Source organism: Maribacter sp. ACAM166 (assembly GCF_005771495.1).
Classification (GTDB): domain Bacteria; phylum Bacteroidota; class Bacteroidia; order Flavobacteriales; family Flavobacteriaceae; genus Maribacter.
Genome location: NZ_VAUW01000004.1, coordinates 1 through 22,892 on the forward strand (window position 1 = coordinate 1; position 22,892 = coordinate 22,892).

The following is a 22,892-nucleotide window of genomic DNA, read 5'->3' on the forward strand; positions in this document are numbered from 1 at the left end:
CTTTGGTAATTTCTTGGTGAATATTATCTCAGGCCTTATTGCATATAGCTTCTTGCCCAAGAAACCTAGCATCAAATATCAAACCGTTAAAACAAATCAACTAGTTATGTTTTAATCGAACTCAGGTTAATAGTTATTTCAATTTAGGCAAATACTAATTTCAGCTAGCATTTCTTAACTAGATAGTTTAAGTATACTTCATGAAATTTAATGTGCCGTGTAAAAGGGTATACGCTTTTCTTTTAGGAGCTTATTTCTTCCATATTTAGGATGAAAAAGTGGACTTGGAAACGAATAAATAAGTAATCAGAAACAAGTTGTGCCGCTACGTTTTCATTAACTGTTAGAATATTAGTTTTACAGTCACTTTAAAACCTGAACTAATGTAATTATTTGTGCGGTTTCTTCATGAGAACCAAGTTCATTCGAGATATTTATCCAACTTTATACTAGTTGTTTTTCGCATTCATGGAATACATAAGCTTCATACGTTTGCGCTATAGCCTAATCATTAGAAATATTGTTTCAGACTCAAAGCCAAATACTGAACAGAAGCTTACCATATAAAGTTAGCTGTTTCCATGTCGCTTTTTGTTAATGTTCTAAGTGCCTAAACTTTTATCGAATTAAGTATCAAAAGCATATTCATCGATACATGATAATACGAGTATTAGTTCAAAACATAATACTCTAAAAGGAATTTTGATTGTATCAAGGTGCAATTCATTTCTGAGTCTTAGATGAACTGAGAAATAAAAGATTGCTTGTTTATGATTGTATAAACTTAATTATTTTTAGAATACTTTATTTTGACTGATTTTCAATATTGGAGTTATAAATTAAATATATAAAATGGACGCTTCTGCTTGTGTAAAAAAATGTCTCGGGAGTATGGTAGTTCCGCTACTTTTTGAGGTATGCATTCTTGAATATGTATTGTTGTACCAACCTTTAAATAGTCACCACTTCCTCCTTAAGTCTAAATTTTTAATTCCGATAAAGACAATTTGTATGAACTAAAGGGAGGGGGAGCATGATAAAATAATGTGATGTACCTGAAATTTTAAATGTGCCTGAAAGTATTTGATAATAAGGACCTCAATTGGATTAGAAATAAAAGATAATTTTTAATATAAACCAAGATATACGCATTCGAGGGTATCACTGTTGCTTTCGGAAGGTGTTTTTCAAATGTAGCTTACAGAAAGTCTGAACATTTCTGTTTCTGTCACTATTTTACTCCAAGATCTGAGAACGAAACTTAAAATAGCTGATTTTGAATGGAGGTTGCACCAGCAAAAGAGTTAAAAAAACGGATGAATTAAATAAGAAAACCCATAAAAAGCAGTGATGCTATTCTAATTCAATAGCATGCTAGTAATTATTTTATTCTTATTTTAGTGAGTAACAACTATTTAAAAAACAGATGTATACGTTATTAATTATTGTCGGAGCACTTGTCGTTATACTAATGTTACTTTCCATAATTGCACCGAAAAGCTATCATGTATTTAGAACTATAGAAATTGATGCTGCTGCAGATAAGGTATGGAAACACCTTAACTGTTTAGAAAAACAACATGAATGGTCGCCGTGGGCTAGAAAAGACCCAAACATGGAACAAAAAATTAGTGGTACCGACGGTGAAGTAGGCGCAGTCAGTTATTGGAATGGGAATAAGGAAGTAGGAGAGGGGGAGCAGGAGATTACAAAAATAGTTGACGGGAAACGAATGGAGCAAAATTTACGGTTTTTAAAACCGTTTAAATCTCAGTCCGATTGTTATATAGATCTTGAAGTGCTACATACAAATAAGAGTAAAGTTACTTGGGGCTTCAAAGGAATTAATAAGTACCCTATGCGTATAATGATGCTTTTTATGAGCATGGATAAAATGGTTGGGAAAGATTTTGAACAAGGATTACAAAATTTAAAGTTCACCATAAAAAACAAGATATGATCGGATGGTTTGAGGTGCCTGTAATTAAAATGGAAAGAGCAAAAAAGTTCTATGAAACTATCTTGGATATTTCTATAACACGCAATGAATTTAGAGGATTTAAAATGGGAAGGTTTCCAGATAACAACAATCCTAAAGAAACCTCTGGTTGTTTGGTGCAGCATGAAGACTACAAACCAAGTTTAACCGAGGGTACACTTATTTACTTTTCATGCGAGAATGTTGCTGATGTTTTAACTAAGGTAGCCAAAGCAGGAGGCCAAATTTTACAGCAAAAAACCGAAATAGGCGAAGGTCATGGTTTCATGGGTTTGTTGAAAGGATACGGAAGGCAATAGAATAGCCCTACATTCCAATGCATGATTTTCAATCGACCCAAACGATTGAACTAAATAGTAAAACCGATACTACAGTCATCTTGACAATTTTTAGGGAAATAGGAACAGGTACTCACTACACCGTCGTTTTCAGTTAGGAAGGTGATGTAATTATCATCTTCACTTACTGTTAAAATATCCGAATTACAAGTATTGTATATTTGATCTAGGGTTTATACTGCTGCACCTTCCTCATGAATACCACGTTCGTTTTGGCCTTCTGCCCAGCTTTCGGGAATTTCTTTATCCAAATTATTAAATGTATAAGCTTCATGTGTTCGAGAAACCAGTTTACCGCTGTTGACAGTTATTGTTGTATTTGACCCAAAACCAAAACCAAAAACAGAACCTAAGCTTACCGTGTAGCGGTAGCTATTTCCATTAATTTTTTTACTACTTTTTCATGTATCTAAACTTTTATCGAATTCAGAATTAAAAGCAACTTCATTTGTACATAAAAATAGGAGTAGTGATACAAAAGATAATATTCTAAAAGGAAGTTTTAATTTAATCATGGTGCGGTTCATTTCTTATTGAGAGATGAGTTAAGAAATGAAAGGTTGCGTGCTTAAAAGATTATATGAATACTTTTTTTTTGGTTATGAGATTATAGCTTAGATATAAAAAATCGATGCTTCTGCTCGTGCAAAAAAACGGATGGGAAGTATGGTAGTTCCAATACCTTTTGAGACATACATTTTTGAATGTGTATTGTTGTACCATCCTCTTAAATAGTCACCACTTCCTGCAGGAGTATAAATTTTCTTTCCGAAAAAGGTGATTTGTCCACCATGAGTGTGTCCAGATAGTATCGCTGTAATATTTACGTTTTCCTTTTGATTTAGTAAATCAATTTGATCTTTATAGGCTGGACAGTGATTTAATATTATTGTGCTGAAATCTCTATTTTTTATAGTCTTTATGGAAGCCGTAAAATCAGCATTGCCCTCTATCAAATCATCAATACCAAGAATGTTTATAGTCCTATCGCCTTTTGTATAAACAAGATTCTCGTTGACAAGAACTTGACCATTGTGTTTTTTAAATATTCTTTCAAATTCTAATAACGATATTTTACTAGTATATTCTTTATTGCCTAAAATCGCAATTTTTAATATAGTGTCACTAAAAAGGCTTAAAAGAGGCTCTAATTGATTAAAAAACCGACTTCTAGCTATAGTATCACCTGTAAACAGCAATACATCAGGATGTAGCTTATTGACTTTTTCAGCGATACTTTTAAGGGAGAAATTAATCTCCTTCAGATGAATGTCTGAAAGTTGTATTATTGATATTGGGTCAGGGTTGTTCTCTGACATATCAAATTCTTTCCAATCAATAATGTATTTTTCAAACCAAAAAGCATCTAGTGCAGTTAATGCTATAATACTTGTTAACCCTACCATAAATCTCTTTACGAAGGCCCTTCTTCCTATTGCCATAAAATTTAGTTCACATTAAGAAGTATTCTATTTTTCATACGTGTATTCCATTTAGTATTCTTGCGGTTCTAATAGAGCAATATCAAAATCATTCTCTAAAATAACTTTTCCGTTGGTAACCACTACTTCAGTTTCAGAATAGCTATCATATAATTTTGTACCATCACCAAAAATTCCTTTTACCCTAATTGATTTCTTTCCTTTCGGTAAGTCCAAGCCGATGACCACTTTATCTGTAAAATCATTTCTGTTTAAATACCTGCTAAAAACATAAGGTACCTTGGTCAGTCTTTTGTGTATTCCAGCTCCAATACTTGGATGGTCATTTCTGAACCTTCCAACTTTTTGCCAATGCTTTAAAATTTCCTTTTTCTGTGGAATGCTATCGAGTTCTTCCCAGTTCATAAAAGAGCGTAAGGTAGCATCACCTTCGGTGCCTTCAATCGTAAGATCTCTAGCCGTCTCATCGCCATAATAGATTTGAGAAGCTCCAGGGGTCAATAATAGTACGTTTGCCGCTCGTTTAGGATCAGTGCGTTCTTTATCAAAAGGTTGATCATCATCGTGTGATGTGAGGTAGTTTAAGACACTTTTATCCTTAAAGTTTGCGTACAGTAATTTACTGTATTTAGAAAAAATGGTTTCATACGCCTTTACCGCATCGGTCTTTAATTCAAAATTGATTAGGCTTTTAAAACCGTTAGCGAAATAATCGACCTTCTTATCTCCAAAATCAAATTTTCGCCCATATGAAATACCATAATTATAAACTTCACCAACCATATAGAAGGGGTTCGTATCTAAAACCTTAGCGGTATTTTTCTTTTTCCAAAGCTCGAATGCTGCCGATGATTCCTTGTATAATTCTGCCCAAACATTCTCATTTACATGTTTTACGGTGTCTACCCTAAAGCCATCTATACCATAGGTATGAATATAATCGGTTAACCATTTGATTACATAAAAACGTGGAGATCTAGGGTACCCTGTACGATCAAAGAATAAGTCTAACTCATCTAACTCTTCGCTCAATCTACCCTCAGTTTTCCATTTAGCCAATAATGTATCTGGTAATTTTACAGGGGTGTCAGATTCAGTTATTATATCTGGCAGGTTTGCTACTAAGGTGCAACTGGTGGTATTCTCATAGGTAGTAAATTCACAGGTAGGAGCGGTGCGAACCCATTCTTCTGGCCAAACGGGGTCTTCTTCTGTAATCGGACCTGTATGGTTCAATACAACATCTAACAATACACGAATACCATTTTTATGAGCTGTATTCACTAGCGTTTCCAACTCCTTTTCTGTTCCAAAATTAGGGTCTAAGGCGGTCCAGTCCTTTGCCCAATACCCATGGTATGCGTACGTATTTCCCGTGCCTTCATCAGTAGCTCCATGAACTTGTTCTATAACTGGTGTGAACCAAAGTGCGTTTACGCCGAGTTTTGTGAAATATCCGTCGTTTATCTTTTGGGTAATTCCTTGAATATCACCACCCATAAAACCTCTAAGTTTTCCTGTAGCTTTATCTCGATTGAAGTTCAGGTCGTTAGCTGGATTGCCATTTTTAAAACGATCTGTAAGTAGAAAATATACCGTAGCAGCTTCCCACTGAAAATTTGGATTTATTCTGGAAGTTTCAACCGTATCGGTAATGGAAGCCGTATGCTTAGGTTTCTCTTTTGTACCTGGTTGACACGAACCCAGTATGAGCGTCATAAGTACGATGAAGAATGAGTATTTCATTTCTCTGTTATTTCGTATAAAGCTATACTTTGGAACTGAAACTAAAAAATATTATTTCTTCCTATTTAGAACTTTGTACTCTTCATAACAACTGCTAATTGCATCCAATATTTGAAGATCATTGGCTATAGTTATAAAGGATTTAGAGTAGTTACAGTTATTTAGAATATCTTGAATATCCACTTTTTCTAACTGAAGAAATTCTGTCAAGGTTTCACGGTCAAATTTAGAAGCCAATAGATTGCGAATGTCATCATCTTCTCGCATCTGTCTCAACTTGCGTAACTGTGCCGGTTTTTTTCCAAATAGGTTTCGTAAAAGGTCTGCCGGATTTAAAATGGCCCCTAATACTTTGGTAACCGCGCTAGGGTTTTTGTTTCCGCCTTCATAGCTAACCGATAAACCTGATATGCTATATTGGTATGCGTTGTTTATAGGTAGGTTCTTAACATCTATTTCTAAATAACCGGTAAGTTGATAGGGCCTGACAATTACTTCCTCTAAGGCATAAGCCAGCTCCGTCAGTGCAATTTGAGTATCCTCAAATTTGAACATATCATTGGTAATCCTAATTTTTTGGGACTTGAAACCAAGGAAAGAAATATAAAGGGTGTCATTTACTGTTGCAGTAATCGTGAATTCACCTTTTTCATTAGTAATGGTACCAAAAACCTGGTTAAGGTTGACCACGTGAACACTTTCTAAGGGGGATTCTGTCTGAGCATTAATGACTACCGCCTTTATACGTTGACCATCCTCCGAATCTTGTGAAAAACTAATAAATGATATGAAAATAAATAAGACTGATAAATAATACTTTGTAAGTTCAAGTAATAAGTGCGAAACTAATATTTAAAACTCTTGGGGCTAGCCCCAAGAGTTTTAGGGTCAATTATTATATTAGTCTTGCATGAATAAATACAAACAGTTGACCCCTGACCAAAGGTATCAAATACAAGCTTTATTAAGAGCAGAAATCGGTAAAACTGCAATTGCCGGTATTATAGGAGTGCATCCTGCCACTATATACAGAGAGCTCAAGAGGAACACGGCCAAGCGTGGAAGGACAGCTGGTGATTATGTTGCAGAAAATGCACAGAGGCGTACGGTCTCACGTCATAAATGCAAGTTTAAGCGGGTCTTATTGACCGAAGTGATGAAAGAGCGAATTGCAGGATTGCTCCGTTTTGAGAAGTGGAGTCCGGAACTCATTAGCAAACGTTTAGAACTTGAGGGTGAGAGTTGTGTCAGCCATGAAACAATTTACCAATGGATATGGGATGTCAAGAAAAGCAAGAAGAAGATGGACGCTAAATATTCTAAGATATTCAAGAGTCTCAGGCACGGGAGCAGAAGGCGGAAAAGGGGTAATATAAAAGATAGAAGAGGAGCTATTAAAGGGCGTGTCGGTATAGATGAGCGCCCAGATATCGTAAACCATCGCGAACGCATCGGGGATATCGAGGTCGATCTAATGATGGGAAGTGAGCATAAATCGGCACTTTTGGTAATGACGGATAGAGCTACCTTAATAACAATGATAGAAAAGTTGAAAGGTAAAGAAGCTAGTGAGGTCTATGATAAAATGGAGCGAAGACTTACTAATTTCAATTCTTCCTGGATCAAGACATTGACCTTTGACAACGGAAAAGAATTTGCGCAGCATCAGAAAATAGGCAAACTGTTAAATGCCAGGACATATTTTACAAGACCTTATACTTCACAGGATAAAGGAACGGTAGAAAACAGAATAGGTGTGATAAGAAGATTTTTTCCAAAGAAAACAGACTTAAGAAAAGTAACGGATAAAAGAATAAAAGAAGTTGAAAGATTACTAAATTACAGACCGATCAGAAAATTTAATTATCATAATCCAATTGAAACTCTAAAGAATAAATGTTTCGCACTTATGGGTTGAACTCAGCCTTCATATTGCTAACACCACGTTTAGGATACAAACAAAACAAAAAAATACGCCGAAGCGTATTTTTTAATATACAATTAACTAAAAGAAATCTCCTTTTCTTTTAGTACTGCGTCTTTTTCCAGAATTAGGACTGCTAGACTCACTACGGTCGCGCCCTTTTCCTTTCGATTCACGAGCACCATCTCTTTTTCCTTTAAATCCGCCGCCACTACTGCCGCCGCTTCTTTTTCCTTTGAATCCGCCGCCACTACCGCCGCTTCTTCGGTTACCGCCTCCGCCACCACCTGGGCTTTTGGAAACCTCTACGTTTACGAATCGCCCGTCAACCTTAAACTCGGTAAACTTGTCAAGAATTTGTTGGGTAGATTCAGCTTCAGTATTAAAGAAAGAAAAACTTTCCTTTACATCAACTTTAAAGACATCTTCTTGACCTAGGCCAACCGTATCCCTAATAAAATCTTTTAAGGACATCCAATCATAACCATCCTTTTCACCAACGTTTACAAAGTACCGTACAGCACCACTAGTGGGTGTTTCACCACCTCTTCTGCCATCACTTCTATCTCTATCGCCATCTCTATCCCTACCACCATCAGAAGAATTTAAATCTTTAGACTTGTTGTAGTACGTTGAGAATCTTGTAAATTCTGCGGAGATAAGTTTATTTATAAGTTCTTCACGATCAATACCTTCTAAAATTTCATTGATTGCAGGTAAATAGCTTTCAACGTCTGAATTGGTTTTGGTATCTTTTATTTTATTGGCTAAATGGTGTAACTGAATCTCACAGATTTCCATTCCCGAAGGAACTTTTTTCAATTCAAATTTTTGATTGATTTTGTTCTCAATAGCTCTAATCTTGCGTTGTTCGCTACGGGTGACAAGAACCATTGAAATACCTGACTTTCCAGCCCTACCTGTTCTACCACTACGGTGCGTATAGGTCTCTATTTCATCAGGTAATTGGTAATTGATTACGTGAGTAATATCATCAACATCAATACCACGTGCAGCTACATCTGTAGCAACGAGCATTTGAATTTGTCTCTTACGAAAAGAATTCATTACTAAATCACGTTGATTTTGACTTAAATCACCATGTAAGGCTCCGGCGTTGTAGCCATCTTCAATCAAATTTTCGGCAACTTTTTGTGTATCCCTTTTAGTTCTACAGAAAATAACTGAAAATATATCAGGGTTGGTATCTGCCAATCTCTTTAAAGCGGGATAACGATCTCTACCACCAACCACATAATACTCATGTTGTACAGTTGAAGCACCAGAATTTTTTGCTCCCACCGTAATCTCTTGTGGAGAGTGCATGAATTTCTTTGCAATTACAGAAACTTCTTTAGGCATAGTTGCAGAGAACAACCATGTAGATTTTTCATTAGGCGTGTTAGAAAGAATATCTTTAATATCCTCCATAAAGCCCATATTCAGCATTTCATCTGCTTCATCAAGAACACAATAGTCGAGCTTGGAAATATCCACAAGACGTCTACTGATCATATCTTTCATTCTACCAGGTGTAGCAACAATAATTTGTGCACCCTTTTTAATCTGTCTTGCTTGGTCTGTAATACTAGCACCACCATAAATGGCAACGACATTGATGTTGCGTTCGTATTTTGCATACGCCTGCATTTCTTTGGTAATCTGTAAACATAGTTCACGCGTTGGAGAAAGAATTAATCCCTGCGTGGTTCTACTATTACTGTCTATTTTTTGTATTAACGGAAAACCAAATGCTGCGGTTTTTCCTGTACCGGTCTGCGCTAAGGCGACCAAATCTGTTTCGCTTTCCAATAAGATTGGAATAGCTTTTTCCTGTACTTCAGATGGGGTTTCAAAACCTAAATCAGCAACAGCATCTAATAAGGACTTCTGGAGTCCCAGTGCTTCAAACTTTATCATAATATGTTATTCTAAATCGCAAATATGAATGTTACATAGAGCGATTATCGAACATAACCTATTAGACTCAGCGTAACACACGCTATACCAGCGGCGTTAATTAATTTGCAAAGGTACTGCTAATTATTGGACTGGTGTAATTAATAGGCAATTAATACTATGGGGCCAATAAATAGCCATAAATGGAGAAGATAGTGCCGGTAATACCGAAAACCACCATAAGTACGATTAGGCTTTTTTGAAGTAGGGGATTATCATGGATAATAATGCAGACGGCACCTAGTACAATACATATTTGAAAGAAAAGCATACCGTAATCGAACTTTTTTGTAGCATAGTCATATGTTGCTGCCAATTGCTTCCATTCCTTTACGCCCGTAATTTTACCCATTTCCCCTTCTAGATCTTGCACCCAGTTTTCTTTACCTACATGAGTTGAACCTCTGAGAATTTCAATTTTTTCCGAATTATATTTTTCAATTTTTTTTAGAACCAAAGTCATTTTCTCCTGTATAAGTGGCGTCTTATCTTCTGTAACTATTCCGCTGTTAATAAGTGCGCTTAAATAATCCAGTTCGCTTTCCTTTAAACTTTCTTTGATGCTTTTAGATTGGTACCAATTGGAATAACTGACAACATTATTGTGGGCAATCATCATCTCTTCCTCCAGTTCTCCGTTCACCAATTGTGATATAGCCATTAGGGCAGCAAATAACGCAATGAGAACACCTCCAATGGCTTCTGCTCTTTCTGAGGCAACAGATACTTCTACGGTTTCTCTGTTATTTTTATCCTGTACCATTAAATGTTCTTTAAGTATGCTATCAATTGTTTAAATGCTCTTCCGCGATGGCTTATCTCGTTTTTCACGGATAATGGTAGTTGGGCAAAAGTTTGATCATACCCATTTGGCTTGAAAATGGGATCGTATCCAAAACCATGTTCACCTTTTTGATTCGTTGTAATTACACCCTCAACCTTACCTTCAAATAGATGTGTTTCGTCGTTTATATTTAATGCGATTACAGTTTTAAAATGGGCAGCTCTATCTTCTTTGTCCTTTAAGTTATGCAATAACTTTGTCATGTTGGCTTGCGAATTGTTCTCTATACCAGCATAGCGTGCGGAATATACACCAGGCTCACCATTAAGGGAATGTACTAGAAGGCCTGTGTCATCAGCAAAACAGGGAAGTTGATAGGTCCTTGTTATGAAATCGGCTTTTAATCTAGCATTTCCTTCTAATGTGTTAGCAGTCTCTGGTATGTCTGCTGTACAGCCAAGAGTATCCAAACTAACAAGTTCGATAAATGAGGGGATTAATTGTTGAATTTCTTTTAATTTATTGGCGTTATGAGTGGCGAATACAAGCTGCATACTTATAATTTGGAAACTGATTTAGTTAGTTTTGAATTTCAAATGTAGTAATTTTATAAAATGGAATTAAAGTTACCGCCTGCTTTGGTGTTTTTGTTTTTTGGATTTTTCATGTATGTAGTGGCTACATTTTTACCTTTTGGTTTCTTTGACTTTTTCGGTCGTTTACTGCTTTTTAAAATTTTAGCGGTACTAGCAATCTTAATTGCGATTATCGCTCTTTTTCAATTTTATAAGGCGAAAACTACTGTGGATCCGACCAAACCTGATAAAGTTTCTAATTTGGTAATAGGTGGAGTTTTTAAATTTTCTCGTAACCCGATGTATTTAGCTATGTTACTTATTTTATTGGCGCTAGGGGTTATTTTAGGGAATGCGTTTAATACATTGATTGCCGCTGCTTTTGTGGGGTATATGAATCGGTTTCAAATAATCCCCGAAGAACGCATACTCTTAGATAAATTTGGTCGCTGCTATAAAGAGTATTGCGCACTAACTAGGCGATGGTTTTGAGGTAGTTAGCTATTTTTAATTATTACTTAAATGACTAATATTTGAATATATTATCTAATTAGCTTATTATTTAATATATTAGCGTTTTAATTAATAACCATGATAGCAATAATTACAGGGGATATTATAAATTCTGAAAATCATCCTAGTTCTGAATGGATAGATTTATTAAAGAAATATTTTAATCAATTTGGTGCATCGCCAATGAATTGGGAGATTTATCGTGGTGATGAATTCCAATTAAAGGTTACAAAGAAGAACGCCTTATTTACCGCTATACGAATCAAGGCAATGTTGAAAGCTATAAAGGGGTTAGATGTAAGAATGGGTATCGGTATAGGTTTGGAGACCTATGTTGGTAAAGGGGTAACAGAATCAAATGGACCAGCATACCAAAGATCAGGGCGTAATTTTGAATTACTCAAGGAAAGTAAGGTCAATCTGAGTATAGCAACGGGAATAGAAGAACAAGACCGTACATTGAATTTGATGTTGCAGTTAGCATTAGATTTTATGGATGACTGGAGTGTAGTGTCTGCTGAAATAGTAACCCTAGTCTTGGATTACCCTATAGATTCACAAAAACAAATCGCTCAAAAATTAGGTATAAAGCAGTCGGCTGTAAGTCAACGATTAAAACGGGCCAGATTGGATCTCGTTTTAGATGTATTGTCCTATTATGAAAAGGTGATAACAGAAATTTAATATGTTGATATTCATAAAATTGATTTTGGCTCATTTAATTGGTGATTTTATTCTTCAGCCAAGTAAATGGGTGCTTCACAAGCAGTCTAATAAAATTACATCAAGGTATTTGTACCTGCATGTATTGCTGCATTTGCTGCTGTACTTGCTTTTGTTGTGGGATTTGTCGTTATGGAAAATAGCAGTAGCGATTTCAGTTGGTCATTTCTGTATAGACCTACTCAAATTATATGCAGATTCTATATTTAAAAATAAAAGCATCCCGTTTTTTATAGACCAGGGCTTACATATAGTACTCATTTATTGCTGTGTTTTTTATACCGATTTATATGAATATACGCTCGCTCTTTTTCAGAATTTAGATTGGTATCTTATAACGGCAGTTGTTTTTGTTACCTATCCTGCGGCTATAATCATGGGGAAAATCCTTGAAAGAATGTCTAGCCAAATAGAAACGGATCACAAATCGCTACCCAATGCAGGTAAGTATATAGGGATAATAGAAAGATTATTTGTGTTGATTTTTATAGTAATTGGTAGGTGGGAAGTAATAGGGCTGTTGATAGCTGCAAAATCAGTTTTTAGGTTTAATGATCTTAAAGAACGAAACAATAGGAAGCTTACCGAATATATTTTAATAGGTACCTTGGTCAGTTTTGGATTGGCAATTTTGGCCGGTCTTCTATATATCTCCTAAATTAAGGGTAAAATAAAAAAAAAGAATCTTTTAGTATATATACTAATTTTCATTTTCACCAATGTAGGTTTCTCTCAAACCAAAACATTTAAATTCTTTGATGATGTGAAAATTGTTTTCTCAGATGAAGGAGAAGGGGAACCTATATTGTGACTTCATGGTTTTATGAATTCTCGGAAATCATGGGATAACACGCAATTAAAAAAAGATTTATTAGATAAGGGGTAGAAGGTAATTGTGCCATATTTAAAGGGGGAATGGAGATTCTGATAAACCCCAAAATGATCAGAAGTTCGAGATTTTAAATTATTGATGAATCACTTACGCATCAAAAATATAGTGCAATTGGTTATTCTCGAGGAAGCATCGTTTTGGCAAAATTACTAATGAAAGATAAATGAATAAGAATGGTTGTAGGGGTATGGGAATAGACTTTTCCAATATACAGTGGGATAGAAGAATCATGTTTGCCAAAGCATCTGATGGGGAAGTGAACGAAATAACGAAAGGGGCTGTGGAGTATGCGAAATCGATTGATGCAAATTTACGTTCGCTTCACTTGCAGCAGAAGTATCAGCTCGTAACCGCTATAAAAGAGTTGGCAAAGGTTAAGGTTGATATCTTGGTAAAATGTGGTGATGAAGATTAAGATAATGGGAACGCAAAAGCGTTAAGTGATACTTTCAAAAGTAGAATATTGAAAACGGTTTCGGGTGCTCATAATGAAACTTATAAAACAGAAGCATTTTCTAAAGCGATTCTTCAATTCATGAATCGGTAAATGTAGTTTTGAATCATTTTCATCATAACGAATCCTTTTTGTTTTATTTACAGGATATCATTTATTGGGATGAATTAAATTTTTACTTTTGCCACTTATTTTAGTAGCAAGAATTCTTAATCTAAAAACAGAAGTTGGTAATGACCAAAGTGAGCAGAAAATACGTTTTTGATTTTGATAGTACCTTGACAAGGGTTGAGGCTTTAGATGTGCTTGCAGAAATGACCTTAGAAGGAAATTCAAACAAGGATGAGATTATTAAAGAAATACAAAAGATTACCAACCTTGGTATAGATGGAGATATATCATTTACAGAGTCTTTAGAGCGACGTATAAAACTTTTGAATGCTAAAAAGGAAGATTTAGACATTCTAGTCAAGGAGCTTCGGAACAAAATATCAAAATCAATAGCCTCAAACAAAGAATTCTTTGAAAAATACGCAGATGATATCTATGTCATATCTTGTGGTTTTAAAGAATTTATTGATCCCATAGTTAAAGAATATAATATACCTTCAGAGCGGGTGTATGCGAATACATTTAAATTTGACCAAGAAGGAAACATCATCGGTTTTGATGAGAAAAATGTACTATCCCAGCATAATGGAAAAATAGATTGCTTAAAGCAAATGAATCTGGATGGAGAAGTTCAGGTAATAGGGGATGGTTACAGTGATTATGTAATGCGCGAAGCAGGTATAGCAGACAAGTTTTTTGCTTATACTGAAAACGTGCATAGAGAGAAGGCCGCTAATAATGCGGATTATGTTACACCAAGTTTAGATGAATTTTTATTTGTGAACAAGTTGCCAAGAAATATCTCGTACCCGAAAAATAGGATCAAGGTCCTTTTATTAGAAAATGTGCATACCGCTGCATTTGAAAATCTTTCTGAAGATGGGTTTTCAGTTGAACTTATTAAACATAGCTTGTCGGAAGAAGAGCTTATAGAAAAAATTAAGGGCGTTCATGTTCTTGGTATACGTTCCAAAACCCAAGTAACACAGACGGTTTTAGACGCTGCCGATAAACTTTTGGTCGTAGGTGCCTTTTGTATAGGAACGACTCAAATTGATTTGGAAAATGCCAAGAAAAAAGGAGTTGTAGTTTTTAATGCGCCTTACAGCAATACACGATCTGTTGTAGAATTGGCCATTGGTGAAATAATTATGCTCATGCGAAGTGTTTTTGATCGTAGCAGAGAGATTCATGAAGGACAATGGCAAAAAACAGCTGCAGGTTCACGAGAGGTGCGTGGTAAGAACTTGGGTATTATAGGGTATGGTAACATAGGTAAACAATTATCTGTTTTGGCAGAAGCCATGGGTATGCGTGTGTACTATTATGATGTAGATGATAAATTGGCGTTGGGTAATGCTGTTAAATGCAATACCTTAGAAAATTTATTGAATGTTTCAGATGTAGTAACCTTACATATCGATGATAATAAAGTTAATAAGAATTTCATAGGGGAGCGTGAGATAAAGCAAATGAAAAAAGGGGCTATGCTCATCAACCTGTCAAGAGGATTTGTGGTGGATATTGATGCACTTGCAGATGGTTTGAAAGAAGGTTATATAGGTGGTGCGGCAATTGATGTGTATCCAGATGAGCCTGCTAGCAACGGTGATTTCCATACTAAATTACAAGGGTTCCCTAATGTAATATTGACACCACATGTAGGTGGTAGCACAGAAGAAGCTCAACGCGATATTGCAGATTTTGTGCCTAATAAAATTATGGATTACATCAACTCAGGTAATACCGTTGATGCCGTTAATTTCCCTAATATTCGTTTGCCGAAGCAAAACAAATCACATCGTTTTCTTCATATTCATAAAAATGTTCCGGGTATCATGGCAAAAATCAATAAAGTATTGGCCCAGTACGAATTAAACATTTCAAGTCAATATCTTTCTACAGATAATGAAGTAGGGTATGTGATTACCGATTTGGATAAGGAGTATAACAAAGATGTAATTAAGGCATTAAAAAAGGTAGAGAATACGATTAAGTTCAGAGTGCTTTACTAGTTAATTAATACGATATATGTGAAGCTTGAGTTTAATAGTAAACTTGAGCTTCAATTATTATTGATGATGATATGGCTCATTCTTTAAAATGGTAAACGCCCGATAAATCTGTTCGGTGATAAATAAGCGTACCATTTGGTGGGAAAAGGTCATTTTTGAAAGGCTTATTTTTCCTGATGCCCTCGAATAAACTTCATTACTAAACCCGTAAGGGCCTCCAATAAGGAACACCAATTGCTTTATTCCTGCATTCATTTTTTTCTGTAAAAAGGTCGAAAATTCAACAGAAGTATAATGTTTTCCATTTTCATCAAAAAGTATCAGCACATCTGTAGTAGCTAATCTTTTGAGGATAAACTCACCTTCTTTTTCTTTTTGTTGGTTTTCCGATATATTTTTAGTTTTCTTTAAATCAGGAATTAGCTCTATTTCAAAATTGATATAGCGCTGTAATCTTTTTTGATAAACATCAACAAGCTCTTGTAGTTGAGAACTATCGGTTTTGCCAATGGCTAAAAGTTTTATAGTCATATTTCAAAAGTAAATCAATTTCGCAAATGGATTTGTAATTTAGCAAAGCAATAGATTTTAAATATATGATTTCAGAAGAACAATTTAAGGAAGAGATTACATTAATCATAGCAAATGCTATTCGTGAAGATGTTGGTGATGGTGATCATAGTTCATTAGCGTGTATAACAGATACAGCGGTTGGCAAGGCTAAACTATTGGTGAAGGATGAAGGTATCATTGCTGGAGTAGATTTCGCAAAATTGGTATTTTATTTTGTTGACCCCAATCTAACTATAGATATACATATTTCAGATGGTTCTCCTGTAAATCATGGTGATATTGTTTTTTATGTGGAAGGAAGTTCACAAAGTATTTTAAAGGCAGAACGTTTAGTGCTCAACGCAATGCAGCGCATGAGTGCAATTGCTACCAAGACCAATATGTTCGTGAATTTATTGAATGGCACCGAAACAAAAATATTGGATACCCGAAAAACAACACCAGGAATTCGTGCGCTTGAAAAATGGGCTGTAAAAATTGGTGGTGGTGAAAACCATAGGTTTGCGCTTTATGACATGATAATGCTAAAGGATAATCATATTGATTTTGCTGGTGGGATTACTAAAGCCATAGATAAGACCAAGAAATATTTAAAAGAGACAGATAGAGATTTAAAAATCATTGTTGAAGCCAGAAATTTAGATGAGATAAAGGAAATATTAGAATCTGCTGGCGTGTATCGAATTTTAATAGATAACTTTAATTATGAGGATACCCGAAAGGCGGTCAAATTAATAGGCGATACCTGTTTAACGGAATCTTCTGGTGGAATTAATGAGAAAACAATTCGGGAATATGCAGAATGTGGTGTTGATTATATTTCATCAGGTGCTTTGACACATTCGGTCTACAATATGGATTTAAGTTTAAAAGCGGTTTAAATGTCTTTAGAGGTCGAGGAAAAACTAGAAAAGATTCCTATAATAAACTGGGCTGTCCGTCTTTTAAAAAAGGTTAGATTACCTGGTTTTGAGGGACTTTCGGTTTATGACCTTTTAGAAATGTACGTGTTTGGTATTTTAAAAGGAACCTTGTCTACAAGAGCTAGTGCTATTGCGTTTAGCCTATTTATGGCCCTTTTTCCCTTGCTGATATTCATGGTGACCTTGGTGCCCTTTTTGGTATCTTACATCAGTATAGAACATGGCGATTTTGATGTGCAATTTCAATTGTTTCTAGAATCTTTTTTACCTAGTGCTACGGGTGAATATTTTGGTGAAGTATTTCAACAAATCAAAGATCAAAAAAGTGGGGGATTACTTTCATCTGCCTTTATACTTTCGATTTTTTTAATGGCTAATGGCGTGCATTCTATTTTTGGGGGTTTTGAAACGTCCTATCATATTGAATTGACACGTAATTTTTTTAGGCAGTATGTTTATGCTTTGATGGTAGGTCTCATCTTGGCTGTATTAATAATTTTAGGTTTTGTAGCTTTTATATATTTTGAGTTTTATGTGCTAGGCTACCTTTCGGAATTTGCAGCAAGACAAGGCGGATATGTGCTGGGGGAAGAAGAAATGGTTGGTGTTCAGATCGCCAAGGTGCTTTTTTTTATAATTCTTAGCTACTTTACGACTGCAATTTTATACTATTCTGGAACCAAGGAAGGTAAACAGGCCCATTTCTTTTCAATAGGGGCTTTAATGACCACTATTTTATTTTTGGTTACATCGTACCTATTCGGAATTTACGTTGAAAAATTTGCCCGCTATAATGAATTATATGGTGCTCTTGGAGGATTATTGATTTTAATGGTTTACATCTGGCTAAATTCTAATATATTGCTGCTTGGGTTTGAACTAAACGCATCCCTTAATACGTTGCGAAAAATCACCAGGAAAGAATGAGAAACCAAATTATACAGTTATGCCTTTTAGGCTTCTTTTGTTGTACAGTGAGTACTTTTGGTCAGTCCGTTTTCGGAAAATGGAAAACCATTGATGACCGTACTGGTTTGCCTAAAGGAGTTATTGAAATTTATAAAAAAGACGGGTTGATGTATGGTAAGGTTGTTGAAATTTTGGAAGATGGAAAAGAAGGTGTGAAATGCACCAAATGTGATGGTGAAATGAAAGATAAGCCGGTAGAAGGTATGGAAATTATTACGGCAGGCGAGAAACATGATGATGGGGAATGGAAAGGAAAACGACTTTTTGATCCTGAGCAAGCAATGACCTTCCGGTTTAAAATATGGTTGAACCCAGATAATTCCGATGAATTAAAAGTAAGGGGATATTTGGCTTTTATTTACAGAACACAGACTTGGTTACGGCTGGAAGGATAAACTTTATGGCTAATTTTATCAATGTTATATTACCTATACCCTTAGAACGGCTCTTTACCTACAGCATCACCGAAGAAGAGTCTGTATTGCTTCAGCCGGGCATGCGTGTTGCGGTTCCTTTTGGAAAATCAAAAATATATACAGGATTAGTTCATAGTATTCATCAAACTCCACCACAGGCCTATGAAGCTAAGGAAATTCATCAGCTTTTAGATGATTATCCTATCGTTAAAGCAGTTCAGCTTAAGCATTGGGAATGGATTTCTTCATACTACATGTGCACTTTAGGAGAAGTAGTACGTAGCGCATTACCTGGAGCATTTTTGTTGGAAAGCGAAACATTGGTTTTGCGAAATCTGGAATATGAGGTTGAGGAAAAAGAGCTCCTTGATGATGAGTTTTTAGTGTATGAAGCACTTCAGCATCAATCTATACTTAAAGTTCAAGAAGTCTCTGCTATAGTTGAGCGTAAAAATGTTCTACCAATACTCGAGCGGTTATTGAAAAAAAAAGTGATCGTACTTAAAGAGGAAGTTTATTATCAATATAAACCAAAATTAGTTCGCTATGTAAAATTAGGGGTAGCCTATACTTCAGATGAAAAATTAGAAGAACTTTTAAATTCTCTTAGTAGAGCTCCAAAGCAAAGCCAAGTTGTCTTAACGCTATTTCAATTACAGGGAAGCACACGAAAACCCATAAAAGTTACAGATTTAGAGAAATCTAGTAATAGCTCAAAGGCCATTATTAAGTCATTGGTGGATAAGGAAATTTTAGAAGAGTATTTTATTAAGACAGATAGGGTTGTTTATGATGGAACTTCTGATACTTCTGAAAGTAAAGACCTAAATGAGTATCAAGAATCTGCCTTAGTAGATATTAAAGCTGCTTTCGCAAAAAAAAAGGTGACTTTATTAAAAGGAATAACCTCTTCTGGTAAGACAGAAGTGTATGTAAAGTTGATTGAGGAATGTTTGGAAAAAGGGTTGCAAGCCCTGTATTTATTACCCGAAATAGCACTTACTACACAGTTAATCAGTAGATTACAAGAGTACTTTGGGGATAAAATTGCTATTTACCATTCAAAATATAATGTTCAAGAGCGTGTAGAGGTGTGGCAAAATGTATTACTAGCCAAACCAAAAGCTCAGTTGGTGATTGGAGCTCGGTCCGCATTATATCTGCCTTTTAGTAAACTAGGTTTGGTTATTATTGATGAAGAACATGAAAGTTCCTTTAAGCAATTTGATCCAGCACCAAGATATCATGCTAGAGATGCCGCCATAGTTTTAGGTAATTTACATAATGCTGGTGTCCTCTTAGGTTCAGCTACCCCAAGTGTTGAGAGTTATCATAATGCTCAAACTGGTAAATATGGTTATGCCGAGATTACTAGGCGTTATGGTAATGTTATGTTACCTGAGATGGAATTGGTGGACATTAAGGAAGCTGCCCGTAAAAAACGAATGAAAGGGCATTTTTCAGAAAGATTATTATTGGAAATGGAAGAAACCTTATCTGAAGGTGATCAAATTATATTGTTTCAAAACCGAAGAGGCTTTGCGCCTTTATTGGAGTGCTTAACGTGCGGACATACACCGCAATGTCCTAATTGTGATGTAAGTCTTACCTATCATCAATTTCGAAATCAACTACGTTGTCATTACTGTAGTCATCATACGGCATTGCCTAAAATTTGCTTTGCCTGTGGAAGTCCCGATTTGGATACAAAGGGATTCGGCACCGAACAAATAGAAAAAGAAGTTGTAGGATTGTTTCCAGACGCAAAGGTTGGCCGTATGGATTTGGATACAACCCGTGGTAAGCATGGCTATGAAAAGATTATTACAGCCTTTGAGCAACAGGAGCTGGATATTTTAGTTGGAACCCAAATGCTCACAAAAGGACTCGATTTTAGAAATGTAAATTTAGTAGGGGTAATGAATGCAGATTCTTTATTGAATTTTCCTGATTATCGCGCACATGAAAGAACCTATCAATTATTGACTCAAGTATCAGGTAGGGCAGGGCGTACTAAAAAAAGAGGTAAGGTTATTATTCAGACTTATAACCCATTTCATCAGATTTTAAAACAAGTTACGAACAGCGACTATGAAGGTATGTATGCAGAACAGCTATATGAGCGTGAGCAGTTTAAATATCCACCAGTAAGCCGAATTATTAAAGTGACGTTCAAACACAAAAATTATAATGTGCTCAATGAAGCTGCAGATTGGTTTGCGGGAGCATTACGCGCTAATTTTGGTGGTACAGTCTTAGGTCCAGAATATCCTCCAGTGGCAAGAATACGAAACCAGTACTTGAAACATATTATGGTAAAGGTTCAAAAAGTACAATCTCTTGCGCAGACAAAGGCTAATATAAAACGTATCGAGACCTCCTTTAAGGCAATCTCAATGTATAGAAGTGTTAGGGTAATATATAATGTAGATCATGTGTAAAATAAAAAGACCGCACTAAAGCGGTCTTTTTAAATATATATATATCATACTACTATACGTTACTCAGCGCTTCGGCTAATTCTGCTTTTTTGTTTCTGCTTAACGGAATCGATCTACCGCTAACTTCTACATTTTTGCTATTGAATTTTTCAACCTTCTCAAGGTTAATAATATAAGATTTATGAATTCTTAAAAACTTGTCTGCTGGCAATTGCTTTTCAAAAGATTTCATTGTTGATAAGATTACGATATTTGCTTCATCGGTTACCAATTTAATGTAGTCACCAAGTGCTTCAATCCACTTAATATCATTCAAAATAACCTTTCTTTTCTTAAGGTTGCTCTTTACAAAAATATGCTCTTCATCTTCATTAACCCGATGCAATTGCTCGTAATTTGCAACTGCTCTTTTAACCGACGCATCAAAACGTGCCATGGTAATCGGTTTATGTAAATAATCCGTTACATCATAGTCAAATGCTTTAAGGGCGTAATCTGGTTTACCAGTAATTAAAACTACCTGAGGACTGTTTTCTAGGGACTCGAGTAGGTCGAACCCGGTGATAATTGGCATTTCAACATCAAGAAATATAAGGTCTATCTCATGGTTCTTAATTCCGTTTTTGGCTTCGATAGCATTACTGTATTCTGCCACCATAGTTAAATTTGGATGATTGTTCACCAACTTTGCAACGGCCATCCTTTGCATGGATGAATCGTCAACGATGATACTTCGTAATTTCATAAGGGCTGATTTGAGGGGTTAAATCATCGACAAATTACCGAAAAAAGCTGCTTAACTACAACAAAAGATGTAAACAATGCAGTGGTGATCGTGTATTTGGTAATGATCATATTATTAAGATTGGGTTTATTTTTCATGTTGTTACCATTCAATAACGAAGAATATTCGCATTTCTTATAATTATTTTAAAATATTATCTATTTTTGCACTCTTTAAAACAAAATAAATATGAACCATTACGAAACTGTTTTCATTATGAATCCCGTTCTATCAGATGTACAGATAGAGGAAACAGTTAAGAAATTCGAGGATTTCTTAATTAAAAATGGCGCCAAAATGGTTGCCAAAGAAAATTGGGGCCTAAAGAAATTGGCCTATCCTATCCAAAACAAGAAAAGTGGCTTTTACCACTTGTTCGAATTCACGAACACTGGTGAGGTGATTACACCTTACGAACAGGAGTTTAGAAGAGATGAACGTGTTATGCGATTCTTGACCGTTAAGTTGGACAAGCACGCTATTTCATGGGCAGAAAGAAGAAGAACAAGAAACAAAACCGCTAAAGCTTAAGTATTATGGCAACATTACAACAACAGGCAAAAGGAAAGAAGGATGGGGAGATTAGGTATCTAACTCCATTAAATATTGAGACCAACACTAAAAAGAAGTATTGTCGTTTTAAAAAATCCGGTATTAAATACGTGGATTATAAGGATGCAGATTTTTTATTGAAGTTGGTAAACGAGCAAGGTAAATTATTACCAAGAAGGCTTACAGGAACTTCATTGAAGTATCAAAGAAAAGTAGCCCAAGCGGTAAAAAGAGCTCGTCATTTGGCATTAATGCCATATGTTGCTGATTTATTAAAATAATAAGAAAAGAATCATGGAGCTTATATTAAAAGAAGACGTACAGAATTTAGGTTTTAAAGACGATGTGGTTAATGTTAAGAACGGATACGGAAGAAATTTCCTTATTCCTCAAGGCTTGGCTGCAATGGCTACTACATCTGCTAAAAAAGTTTTAGCCGAAAACCTAAAGCAAAGAGCACATAAAGAGAAGAAAGTTGTTGATGCCGCTAAGAAAACCGAAGAGGCATTGAAAGCTTTAGAATTAAAAATCACTGCTAAAACAGGAGCTGCCGATAAATTGTTCGGTTCAGTTACTAACGGTGATTTGGCCGAAGCTTTAGCTAAAGATGGTCATCCAATTGACAAAAAATTCATTAGCATTTTAGGTGGTGCGGTTAAAAGAACCGGACCTTATAATGCTCATATTAGATTACACCGTGAGGTTGTAGTTGATTTTGGATTTGAAGTAATTGCAGATAAGAAATAATTTTTTAAATTA

23 protein-coding genes are annotated in these 22,892 nt (G+C 35.4%); 15 read left to right on the top strand and 8 right to left on the bottom strand.

Annotated features, from left to right (window positions below; genetic code table 11):
* Positions 1 to 1,426 precede the first annotated feature (1,426 nt).
* Positions 1,427 to 1,960 (top strand): SRPBCC family protein, encoded by a 534-nt coding sequence (locus ES765_RS04195; protein ID WP_138111408.1) that lies wholly within the window; start codon positions 1,427 to 1,429, stop codon positions 1,958 to 1,960.
* Complete coding sequence (locus ES765_RS04200; RefSeq protein ID WP_249356227.1) at positions 1,957 to 2,298, top strand: VOC family protein; 342 nt, start codon at positions 1,957 to 1,959, stop codon at positions 2,296 to 2,298. The genes ES765_RS04195 and ES765_RS04200 overlap by 4 nt, the downstream gene beginning before the upstream one ends.
* 653 nt (positions 2,299 to 2,951) lie before the next feature.
* On the opposite strand, the gene ES765_RS04205 is transcribed toward ES765_RS04200, so the two are convergent.
* The 3 genes from ES765_RS04205 to ES765_RS04215 are packed head-to-tail and all read right to left on the bottom strand — an operon-like array spanning position 2,952 to position 6,320.
* Positions 2,952 to 3,779, bottom strand: coding sequence for a metallophosphoesterase (locus ES765_RS04205; RefSeq protein WP_138111410.1), 828 nt, complete (start codon positions 3,777 to 3,779; stop codon positions 2,952 to 2,954).
* Between the two features lie 51 nt (positions 3,780 to 3,830).
* Positions 3,831 to 5,525 (bottom strand): alpha-amylase family glycosyl hydrolase, encoded by a 1,695-nt coding sequence (locus ES765_RS04210; RefSeq protein WP_138111412.1) that lies wholly within the window; start codon positions 5,523 to 5,525, stop codon positions 3,831 to 3,833.
* Between the two features lie 51 nt (positions 5,526 to 5,576).
* Entirely contained in the window at positions 5,577 to 6,320 is a 744-nt protein-coding gene (locus tag ES765_RS04215; protein ID WP_138111414.1) for a carboxypeptidase-like regulatory domain-containing protein, read from the bottom strand.
* Positions 6,321 to 6,435: 115 nt separating this feature from the next.
* Here ES765_RS04215 and ES765_RS04220 point away from each other — a divergent pair, with 115 nt between their 5' ends.
* Positions 6,436 to 7,443, top strand: coding sequence for an IS30 family transposase (locus ES765_RS04220; RefSeq protein ID WP_138111416.1), 1,008 nt, complete (start codon positions 6,436 to 6,438; stop codon positions 7,441 to 7,443).
* A gap of 87 nt (positions 7,444 to 7,530) precedes the next feature.
* Here ES765_RS04220 and ES765_RS04225 read toward each other — a convergent pair whose 3' ends face one another.
* The 3 genes from ES765_RS04225 to ES765_RS04235 form a co-directional block, all read right to left on the bottom strand.
* Positions 7,531 to 9,369 carry a DEAD/DEAH box helicase gene (locus tag ES765_RS04225; RefSeq protein WP_138111418.1) on the bottom strand — a complete coding sequence of 613 codons (1,839 nt, stop codon included), beginning with the start codon at positions 9,367 to 9,369 and terminating at the stop codon, positions 7,531 to 7,533.
* A 157-nt stretch (positions 9,370 to 9,526) separates the two neighbouring features.
* Positions 9,527 to 10,171, bottom strand: coding sequence for a DUF4337 domain-containing protein (locus ES765_RS04230; RefSeq protein WP_138111420.1), 645 nt, complete (start codon positions 10,169 to 10,171; stop codon positions 9,527 to 9,529).
* Complete coding sequence (locus tag ES765_RS04235; protein WP_138111422.1) at positions 10,171 to 10,746, bottom strand: non-canonical purine NTP diphosphatase; 576 nt, start codon at positions 10,744 to 10,746, stop codon at positions 10,171 to 10,173. Before ES765_RS04235 ends, ES765_RS04230 begins: the two co-directional genes overlap by 1 nt.
* Positions 10,747 to 10,806: 60 nt before the next feature.
* Here ES765_RS04235 and ES765_RS04240 point away from each other — a divergent pair, with 60 nt between their 5' ends.
* From ES765_RS04240 to serA, 5 genes are all read left to right on the top strand, one after another.
* Positions 10,807 to 11,259, top strand: a complete 453-nt coding sequence (locus ES765_RS04240; RefSeq protein WP_138111424.1) for a methyltransferase family protein — start codon at positions 10,807 to 10,809, stop codon at positions 11,257 to 11,259.
* 99 nt (positions 11,260 to 11,358) lie between these two features.
* On the top strand, positions 11,359 to 11,964 hold the full coding sequence (locus ES765_RS04245; protein WP_138111426.1) for a SatD family protein: 606 nt from the start codon (positions 11,359 to 11,361) through the stop codon (positions 11,962 to 11,964).
* Between the two features lies 1 nt (position 11,965).
* Positions 11,966 to 12,661, top strand: coding sequence for a DUF3307 domain-containing protein (locus ES765_RS04250; protein ID WP_138111428.1), 696 nt, complete (start codon positions 11,966 to 11,968; stop codon positions 12,659 to 12,661).
* Positions 12,662 to 13,058: 397 nt separating this feature from the next.
* The gene (locus ES765_RS04255) at positions 13,059 to 13,310 is read left to right on the top strand and encodes a hypothetical protein (RefSeq protein WP_138111430.1); all 252 of its coding nucleotides are present in this window, start codon (positions 13,059 to 13,061) and stop codon (positions 13,308 to 13,310) included.
* A 272-nt stretch (positions 13,311 to 13,582) separates the two neighbouring features.
* Entirely contained in the window at positions 13,583 to 15,475 is a 1,893-nt protein-coding gene (gene serA / locus ES765_RS04260) for a phosphoglycerate dehydrogenase (RefSeq protein ID WP_138111432.1), read from the top strand.
* Between the two features lie 57 nt (positions 15,476 to 15,532).
* On the opposite strand, the gene rlmH is transcribed toward serA, so the two are convergent.
* Positions 15,533 to 16,006, bottom strand: a complete 474-nt coding sequence (rlmH, locus tag ES765_RS04265; protein WP_138111434.1) for a 23S rRNA (pseudouridine(1915)-N(3))-methyltransferase RlmH — start codon at positions 16,004 to 16,006, stop codon at positions 15,533 to 15,535.
* A gap of 65 nt (positions 16,007 to 16,071) precedes the next feature.
* Here rlmH and nadC point away from each other — a divergent pair, with 65 nt between their 5' ends.
* Genes nadC through priA form a run of 4 tightly spaced genes read left to right on the top strand, consistent with a single transcriptional unit; the run spans position 16,072 to position 20,797 of the window.
* The gene (gene nadC / locus ES765_RS04270; RefSeq protein WP_138111435.1) at positions 16,072 to 16,929 is read left to right on the top strand and encodes a carboxylating nicotinate-nucleotide diphosphorylase; all 858 of its coding nucleotides are present in this window, start codon (positions 16,072 to 16,074) and stop codon (positions 16,927 to 16,929) included.
* Positions 16,930 to 17,898, top strand: coding sequence for a YihY/virulence factor BrkB family protein (locus ES765_RS04275; protein WP_138111437.1), 969 nt, complete (start codon positions 16,930 to 16,932; stop codon positions 17,896 to 17,898). It begins immediately after the preceding gene.
* Positions 17,895 to 18,335: a DUF2147 domain-containing protein gene (locus tag ES765_RS04280; protein WP_138111439.1), complete on the top strand. Its 441-nt coding sequence runs from the start codon at positions 17,895 to 17,897 to the stop codon at positions 18,333 to 18,335. Before ES765_RS04275 ends, ES765_RS04280 begins: the two co-directional genes overlap by 4 nt.
* Positions 18,336 to 18,340: 5 nt before the next feature.
* The gene (gene priA, locus ES765_RS04285) at positions 18,341 to 20,797 is read left to right on the top strand and encodes a primosomal protein N' (RefSeq protein ID WP_138111441.1); all 2,457 of its coding nucleotides are present in this window, start codon (positions 18,341 to 18,343) and stop codon (positions 20,795 to 20,797) included.
* Between the two features lie 52 nt (positions 20,798 to 20,849).
* On the opposite strand, the gene ES765_RS04290 is transcribed toward priA, so the two are convergent.
* On the bottom strand, positions 20,850 to 21,542 hold the full coding sequence (locus ES765_RS04290) for a LytR/AlgR family response regulator transcription factor (RefSeq protein WP_138111443.1): 693 nt from the start codon (positions 21,540 to 21,542) through the stop codon (positions 20,850 to 20,852).
* A gap of 228 nt (positions 21,543 to 21,770) precedes the next feature.
* Between ES765_RS04290 and rpsF the strand changes: the two genes are divergently transcribed.
* From rpsF to rplI, 3 genes are read left to right on the top strand one after another with little or no spacing between them, the layout of a single operon-like run.
* On the top strand, positions 21,771 to 22,112 hold the full coding sequence (gene rpsF, locus ES765_RS04295; protein WP_138111445.1) for a 30S ribosomal protein S6: 342 nt from the start codon (positions 21,771 to 21,773) through the stop codon (positions 22,110 to 22,112).
* Positions 22,113 to 22,117: 5 nt separating this feature from the next.
* On the top strand, positions 22,118 to 22,414 hold the full coding sequence (gene rpsR, locus ES765_RS04300; protein ID WP_027067300.1) for a 30S ribosomal protein S18: 297 nt from the start codon (positions 22,118 to 22,120) through the stop codon (positions 22,412 to 22,414).
* 13 nt (positions 22,415 to 22,427) lie between these two features.
* The gene (gene rplI / locus ES765_RS04305; RefSeq protein WP_138111447.1) at positions 22,428 to 22,880 is read left to right on the top strand and encodes a 50S ribosomal protein L9; all 453 of its coding nucleotides are present in this window, start codon (positions 22,428 to 22,430) and stop codon (positions 22,878 to 22,880) included.
* Positions 22,881 to 22,892: the final 12 nt, after the last annotated feature.